The 7,167-nt window shown below is 72.5% G+C and carries 8 protein-coding genes; 4 read left to right on the forward strand and 4 right to left on the reverse strand.

The features are described 5' to 3' along the window. On the reverse strand, positions 1 to 1,157 hold a 1,157-nt coding region (locus H5J33_RS17845; RefSeq protein ID WP_181795932.1), incomplete at its 3' end, for a histidine kinase. 201 nt (positions 1,158 to 1,358) lie between these two features. Here H5J33_RS17845 and H5J33_RS17850 point away from each other — a divergent pair. Further along, complete coding sequence (locus tag H5J33_RS17850) at positions 1,359 to 1,559, forward strand: hypothetical protein (RefSeq protein WP_181795933.1); 201 nt, start codon at positions 1,359 to 1,361, stop codon at positions 1,557 to 1,559. Positions 1,560 to 1,649: 90 nt separating this feature from the next. Further along, entirely contained in the window at positions 1,650 to 2,045 is a 396-nt protein-coding gene (locus H5J33_RS17855; protein WP_181795934.1) for a ribonuclease domain-containing protein, read from the forward strand. Between the two features lie 94 nt (positions 2,046 to 2,139). Here the strand turns inward: H5J33_RS17855 and H5J33_RS17860 are convergent, their stop codons facing one another. From H5J33_RS17860 to allB, 3 genes are all read right to left on the reverse strand, one after another. Then, positions 2,140 to 2,952 (reverse strand): AIM24 family protein, encoded by an 813-nt coding sequence (locus H5J33_RS17860; RefSeq protein WP_181795935.1) that lies wholly within the window; start codon positions 2,950 to 2,952, stop codon positions 2,140 to 2,142. A 124-nt stretch (positions 2,953 to 3,076) separates the two neighbouring features. Beyond that, the gene (gene alc / locus H5J33_RS17865; RefSeq protein ID WP_181795936.1) at positions 3,077 to 4,192 is read right to left on the reverse strand and encodes an allantoicase; all 1,116 of its coding nucleotides are present in this window, start codon (positions 4,190 to 4,192) and stop codon (positions 3,077 to 3,079) included. Between the two features lie 39 nt (positions 4,193 to 4,231). After that, positions 4,232 to 5,569 (reverse strand): allantoinase AllB, encoded by a 1,338-nt coding sequence (allB, locus tag H5J33_RS17870; protein WP_181795937.1) that lies wholly within the window; start codon positions 5,567 to 5,569, stop codon positions 4,232 to 4,234. A 273-nt stretch (positions 5,570 to 5,842) separates the two neighbouring features. Between allB and H5J33_RS17875 the strand changes: the two genes are divergently transcribed. Further along, the gene (locus tag H5J33_RS17875; RefSeq protein WP_181795938.1) at positions 5,843 to 6,640 is read left to right on the forward strand and encodes an IclR family transcriptional regulator; all 798 of its coding nucleotides are present in this window, start codon (positions 5,843 to 5,845) and stop codon (positions 6,638 to 6,640) included. Between the two features lie 191 nt (positions 6,641 to 6,831). Further along, entirely contained in the window at positions 6,832 to 7,158 is a 327-nt protein-coding gene (locus H5J33_RS17880) for a hypothetical protein (RefSeq protein WP_258565195.1), read from the forward strand. The last annotated feature ends 9 nt before the right edge of the window (positions 7,159 to 7,167 follow it).

Below are 7,167 nucleotides of genomic sequence, written 5' to 3' on the forward strand. Positions count from 1 at the left end.
ATCAGGCCCTGGCCGGAGCCGGGGACGGGCGGGACGTCGGCGGGCGGTGCCGGGTTGGCGACGGTGATCGTCAGGCCGTCGCCGGGGGCGCCGGTCAGGCGGACGGTGACCTCGGTGCCGGGGGCGTGCTTGCGGGCGTTGGTCAGGGCCTCCTGGGCGATGCGGTAGGCGGTGCGGCCGACGGAGGCGGGGACGGCGGCCGGATCGGCGACGCGATGGTCCAGGGTGACCTTCATCCCGGCCTCGCGGCACTCGGCGACCAGGGCGTCCAGCGCGGCCAGCGTCGGCTGGGGCCGCCCGCCGGAGGACTCCTCGGCGTCGCCGGCCCGCAGCACGCCGATGATCTCCCGCAGGTCCTGCAACGCCTCGTGCGCGCTCTCCCGGATCACCCCGGCGGCCCGCGCGATCTCCTCGCGGGGCGCGTCCGGCCGGAACTCCAGGGCCCCCGCGTGCACGCTGAGCAGGGTGAGCCGGTGGGCGAGCACGTCGTGCATCTCACGGGCGATGGCCTCGCGGGCCAGCCGCTGGGCCTGCTCGGCGCGCAGCCGGGCCTCGGTCTCCGCCCGGTGCGCCCGGTCCCTGAGGCTCAGCATCAGCATCCGCTTGGAGCGGACGAACATGCCCCAGCCGGTGATCGACACGGTGAGCAGCGTGGTGAACACGACGATGCCGGCGTAGGGCAGGTCGGGGTCGGGCCGCACCCAGTACAGCAGCGGCGTCAGCGCGAGGCCGGCGCCGCCGATCCAGGCGACGTACCGGAAGGGCCGGTGCACGGCGAGGGTGAACAGGGCGACCATGGCCGCGCCGCCCGCGGTGTCGGACAGCAGGCCGACCGGGATCATCGCGACGGCCAGCCCGACCGGCCACCGGCGGCGCAGCCAGACTGCGGCGCAGGACAGGCCGCCCAGCACCTGGTCGAGGACGGCGAGGGAGCGCGGCAGGCCGGTCTCCTCGGCCAGGGACCGCGCCGCCGCCAGGCCGATGAGGACGGCCAGGAGGAAGCAGGAGAAGTCGACGACCCAGTCCCGCGCGGTGCGCCGGGGCCGTCGTCCCGAGGACCCGGCGTCCGGGTCCAGTTCATGGATCAACGCGGACGGGAACAGCCACCGGCGGCCCGTGAACCCTCGCGGCGCCCGCCTCTGCTCGTCGTTGCTCACGGTCGGCAAATCTAGGCGGCTTCGGCGCTCCTCCGCCGCCCCGGGCCGGGATCGGCGACCGTAGGACCGGCGGCATCGACCGAAGTCGCACCGCCGGGGAACTTTCGGCGCGGTCCGCCGCCGCGCGGCGGGGCCTTTCGGCGGCGCGCGCCCGCCGCGCGGCCGATGCTCGGCAGGGCGCCGCCGGGCGAGAGTCGCCGGGTGAAGCAGCTACTGGAATTTCTCGGGTTCATCGCGTTGGTACAGGGGGTCATGGGGCTGGTGCACGAGTTCACCGACTGGCACGTGGGCCTGGTGCAGCGCCTCGGCTTCCTCGACGGCTACGAGGTCTACGCGAGCGTGGCGCTCATCGTGCTGGCGCTCGCCCTGTTCGCGGCGGCGGACAGCCGGAAACGGCCGTAGGTTAACCCCGGGGAAAATCATCGGGCGCGCCGGAAAACACTGTGTGATTGACATTGACATGCCATGATCTACGCGCGTCATCATGAGGGCATGAGATTCCCCCCACGCGCGACGCGCATCGGCGCAGCAGCCGCCCTCCTGTCCGCCCTCCTGGTGGGCGGCACCGTCACCGCCACCACGGCGGACGCCGCGGCCGCCTCGGTCGGCAGCGTCTGCTACGGCGATCTGCCCTCCCAGGCGTACGACACCCTGAAACTGATCGAACAGGGCGGTCCGTATCCGTACTCCCAGGACGGGGTCGTCTTCCAGAACCGGGAAGGCGTCCTGCCCAGCCACACGGCCGGCTACTACCACGAGTACACCGTGATCACTCCGGGCTCCCCCACCCGTGGTGCCCGACGCGTCGTCACCGGTCAGAAGTACCACGAGGACTACTACACGGCGGACCACTACGCCTCGTTCGACCTGATCGACTACGGCTGCTGAGCCCCTCCCCCACGGGGCCTGCCCGAGGAAGGGCGCGACACCCCGAGGCCCGGCCGCCGCGGCCGGGCCTTCGTCGTCGCGGTGTACGGGCGGCTCAGCCGGCGTGGGTGGAGAACAGTCCGCCGGTCGGGCCCTGCTTGTCGCCGCCCTGGGCCTTCTTCAGGGCGTTGGCCAGGCCCTCGATGGTGAGGGACTGCAGGATCACCCGGCCGTTGCCCTCCAGGGTGGCCAGCGACAGGCCCTCGCCGCCGAAGACGGCGTTCATGATCCCCTGGCGGTTGAGGCCGCCGACGCGCTGGACGCCGTACTGGATGCCCTCCTCGAAGGCGACCACACAGCCGGTGTCGACCTCGATCCGGCCGCCGAAGTCCGCCGGGTTCAGGTCGATGAAGTTGCCCGCGCCGGCGATGATCACCGTGCCGTGCCCGGTGAACTTCTCCAGGACGAAGCCCTCGCCGCCGCTCATGCCGGTGCGCCCGCCGGCGAAGGCGATGCCGAACTCGACGCTGGACTCGGCGGCCACGAAGGCGTCCTTCTCGGCGAACCACGCGCGCGTGCCGTCCAGCTCCAGGGCGCGCATCTCCCCGGGGAGCACGCCCGCGAAGCCGACCGTGCCCTCGCCGCCCTGGGCGGTGAAGTACTGGAAGGCCAGCGACTCACCGGCGAGCATGCGCTGCCCGACCTGCATGGCGGTGCCCATGGCCTGGCGCAGCAGCCCGCCCATGCCGCCGGAGCCGCCCTGCTGCTGTCCGCCGCCGCCCGACGGGCCGGACAACCGGGTCTCCATGGTCACGTTCGCCGTCTTGAACAGGAACTTCCCGGCCTCGCAGTACACGGTCTGGCCGGGACGCAGGTTGACGACCGCCATCTGCATGGCGTTGCCGACGATCTCTTGCTGAAGGGTCACGTGAGGGAGAACGCGTCAGGTGGACGGAAGAGTTCCGGACCGGCGGTACTCGGGTCCGCGAGGGTGACGCGGGGGCGCCCCGGTGCTGTCCGGCCGGGGCGCCCCACGCGCGCGTGAGCGGGGATCAGCCGCCCAGCTCCTGGTGACGGGCGGCCAGGCCGCTCGCGCCGCGCTCGGTCAGCGAGCCGAACAGACGCAGCCGGGAGATGCCGCCGTCGGGGAAGATGTCGATCCGCGCGTGCGTGCCGACCGCCGCCTCGGGCAGGACGAAGCGGTGGTTGGTGTCGGGCTGGAGCCGGGTGCGCGGCAGGACCTCGGTCCACTCGCCGTCCTCGCCGTCCCGCACGGACACCGACGCCCAGCCGGCGCTGTTGCCCTTCAGGTAGGCGGTGTCGATCTCGACGGCGCGGATGGCGGACTGGGCGACGAGCCGGTAGCGGATCCAGTCGTTGCCCTGGTCGCGGCGGCGGCGGGTCTCCCAGCCGTCGTCCATCTTGCGCGAGCGGCCCGGCTGGATGGTGTTGGTGGCCGGCGAGTAGAAGAGGTTGGAGGCGTCCTCGACCTGGCCGCCGTTCTCCAGCGCGACCACGTCGAAGGTGCCGAGCGCCGCCAGCCACTCGGGGTCCGGGACGACCTCGCCGTACACCCGCAGGCGGGCGATGCCGCCGTCGGGGTGCTGGTTGATCCGCAGGTGGGTGAAGCGCTGCTCGACGGTGACCTCGAAGCCGTTGGCCGCGTGGCCGCCGACCGCGGTGCGCGGCACGAGGGTGGTCCACTTCACGTCGTCGCCGAGCAGTTCCTCGGGCGAGGGCGAACCGGGTACGCAGGCACCCTCGACGGAGACGGCCTGCGGGTAGTTGCCGCGGAAGTGGGCGGTGTCGACCACGATGCCGCGGATCACCCCGGGCGCGCCGAGGCGGACGAGCGCCCAGTCGTGGTCCTCGGCGGTGGGCCAGGGGTGCTCGGCGGAGGCTCCGCGGCGGCGGCGGGTCTCCCAGCCGTCCATGATCTTGCCCTTGTGGCCGAAGTGCTCGGGGTCGAACTCGGCCCGCTCGGGCACCAGCAGGTTCTCCCGCTGGGCGAAGAACTCGTCGTTGGCGGCGATGACACCGGCGCCGAGCTGCCGGTCGGCGAGGTTGGCGTACTGGGTGAAGGGGAAGTCGGCGGTGCGGTAGTCCGCGTACGGGTCGCCGCCTCCGTAGGGGTTCGCGTCGCCGGTGAAGCTGGGTATCGCCGTCACGGTGATCAGTTCTTCCTTTCGAGGCTCGGTGGATGGGGTTCAGCGGGTCCGGCTGAGCAGCGTCCCCTTCGGTTCGGTGAACTCGCCGTCGGCGACGATGCGTTCGCCGCGCAGCCAGGTGGACTTGACGACGCCGTACAGGGTCCTGCCGGCGTAGGCGGTGACCCGGTTGCGGTGCTGGAGGCCGGCCGGGTCGACGGTGAAGGTCTCGTCGGGGGCGAGGACGGCGAAGTCGGCGTCGCGGCCGGCCTCGATGGCGCCCTTCCGGGTCAGCCCGACCAGCTCCGCGGTCCGCGCGGACATCCAGCGGACGACGTCCTCGAGGGTGTGGCCGCGCTTGCGGGCCTCGGTCCACACCGCCGGCAGGCTCACCTGGAGGCCGGCTATGCCGCCCCAGGCGGTGGCGAAGTCGTCGGTCTTCAGGTCGGCGGTGGAGGGCGAGTGGTCGGTGACCACGCAGTCGATGGTGCCGTCGGCCAGGGCCTCCCACAGCAGGTCCTGGTTGGCGGACTCGCGGATGGGCGGGCAGCACTTGAACTCGCTGGCGCCGTCGGGGACTTCCTCGGCGGTGAAGGCGAGGTAGTGCGGGCAGGTCTCCACCGTGACGCGCACGCCCTCGGCGCGGGCGGCGCGGATCAGCGGCAGGGCGTCGCTGGAGGACAGGTGCAGCACGTGCACGCGGGCGTTCAGGCGCCGGGCCTGCGCGATGAGGTTCGCGATGGCGGTGTCCTCGGCGTCGCGCGGACGGGAGGCGAGGAAGTCGGCGTACTTGGGGCCGCCGTGCTGCGGGGCGCTGTCCAGGTGGTGCGGGTCCTCGGCGTGCACGATGAGCAGCCCGTCGAACCCGGCGATCTCGGCCATCGACCGGGCGAGCCGGTCCTGGTCGAGGTGCGGGAACTCGTCCACGCCGGACGGGGAGAGGAAGGCCTTGAAGCCGAAGACGCCGGCGTCGTGCAGCGGGCGCAGGTCCTTGACGTTGTCGGGCAGGGCGCCGCCCCAGAAGCCGACGTCGATGTGCGCCTTGTCCCGGGCCACGTCCTGCTTGATCCGCAGGTGCTCGACCGTGGTGGTGGGCGGCAGGGAGTTGAGCGGCATGTCGATCAGGGTGGTGATGCCGCCGGCCGCCGCCGCGCGGGTGGCGGTCCAGAAGCCCTCCCACTCGGTGCGGCCCGGGTCGTTGACGTGCACATGGGTGTCGACCAGTCCGGGCAGCAGTACGTGGTCTCCGACGTCCTCCAGCCGGGCCGCGGCCGGCACCTCGGCGTCGTACGGCAGGACGGCCGTGATCTTCCCGCCGGAGACGGTGACCGTGGCGGCCCTCGTGCCTTCCGGAGTGATCACTCGCGTCGAGCGCAGCACCAGTTCAGCGTCGGACACCCGAACCCCTCTCTATACCGCCCTGTTCACGTCCAGGAAACGGGATTTACACCCATGTAACGGACTTCAACGTTCTGTTGAAGGAGTCTTCACTTCCGCTACTCCGCCGTCAAGAGGCACCCTTCGAGGTGCGCGCGGGACTCACCCACTCTGGACGTTTCCACAAAGCGGAATTAGAATTCCAACAAGCAGAACGTAGCTACGTACAAGCGGGGAGTCAACCGACTGCCGGGTAGGCTTCTGCTCTCCCGCCAGTCCCGAAAGGAACGCGCCGTGCCGACGTCCAGCGCCAGCACCACCGACTCCGCGAAGCCCTCCGCCGCCGGCGGGGTGCAGTCCCTGGAGCGCGCCTTCGACCTGCTCGAGCGGATGGCGGACGCGGGCGGCGAGGTGGGCCTCAGCGAGCTGTCCGCGGCCAGCGGCCTGCCGCTGCCGACCATCCACCGGCTGATGCGCACCCTGGTCGCCTGCGGCTATGTCCGCCAGCAGGCGAACCGGCGCTACGCGCTCGGCCCCCGCCTGATCCGCCTCGGCGAGTCCGCCGCCCGGCTGCTCGGCACCTGGGCCCGGCCGTATCTGGCCCGGCTGGTGGAGGAGACCGGCGAGACGGCCAACATGGCGCTGCTCGACGGCGACGAGATCGTGTACGTCGCCCAGGTCCCGTCGAAGCACTCGATGCGGATGTTCACCGAGGTGGGCCGGCGGGTCCTGCCGCACTCCACCGGCGTCGGCAAGGCGCTGCTCGCCGGGGTCCCGGACGACGAGGTGCGGGCGCTGCTGGCGCGCACCGGCATGCCCGCGGCCACCGAGAAGACCATCACCACGCCGGAAGGGTTCCTCTCGGCGCTGGAGGAGGTACGGCGGATGGGCTACGCGGTGGACGACAACGAACAGGAGATCGGCGTGCGCTGCCTCGCCGTGTCGGTGCCCGACTCCCCCACGGCGGCGGCCATCTCCATCTCCGGGCCGGCCGGACGGGTCACGGAGACGGCCACGGAGAAGATCGTGCCGGTGCTCCAGCAGGTCGCCCGCGAACTCTCCGCCGCACTGGCCAGCCAGAACCAAGGGTGAGCGGCACGGCGCCGAGGAGGTCGTCCGGCCGCCCGCCCGGGCCGGCCGAGTAGCCCTACTCATGCGCTCGCGGGTCCCCGTGGACAGGGTGGCGGGCATGGATCTCCCCGTCGCCCCGCCGGCCTTCGACGCCACCGACGGCCCCGGGCCGCACCGGCCCGGGCCCCGGCATCGGTGCCGGATGCGCGCTGGTGTTCCTGGAACCGGCCGCCCCGGCGGTGGTCCTCGGCCTGTGGTGGCTGTCCGCGTTCACCCTCGATCCGGCCCGGACGGTCACGGTCGGCCCGCTGTGGAACTGCCTGATCGCCGCGCGGGCCGGGGCCGTCGTCACCATGGCCACCCAGGCCCCTCATGGCCGCCCTGCTCTGCTTGATCGTCATCGGCGGAACCGTGGCGCGGTCCCACGAGGACCGGCGGTGCCGCGAGATCCCGACGGCACCGGGCTGCCGGGCCACCCCCCGACCAGGGGAGAAGGGACCGGGCCACCAACACCCGACCCCGGCCGCGCGGCGAAGTAGACCATGCCC

It is taken from the genome of Streptomyces sp. WELS2 (genome assembly GCF_013870595.1).
In the GTDB taxonomy this organism is placed as follows: Bacteria; Actinomycetota; Actinomycetes; order Streptomycetales; family Streptomycetaceae; genus Streptomyces.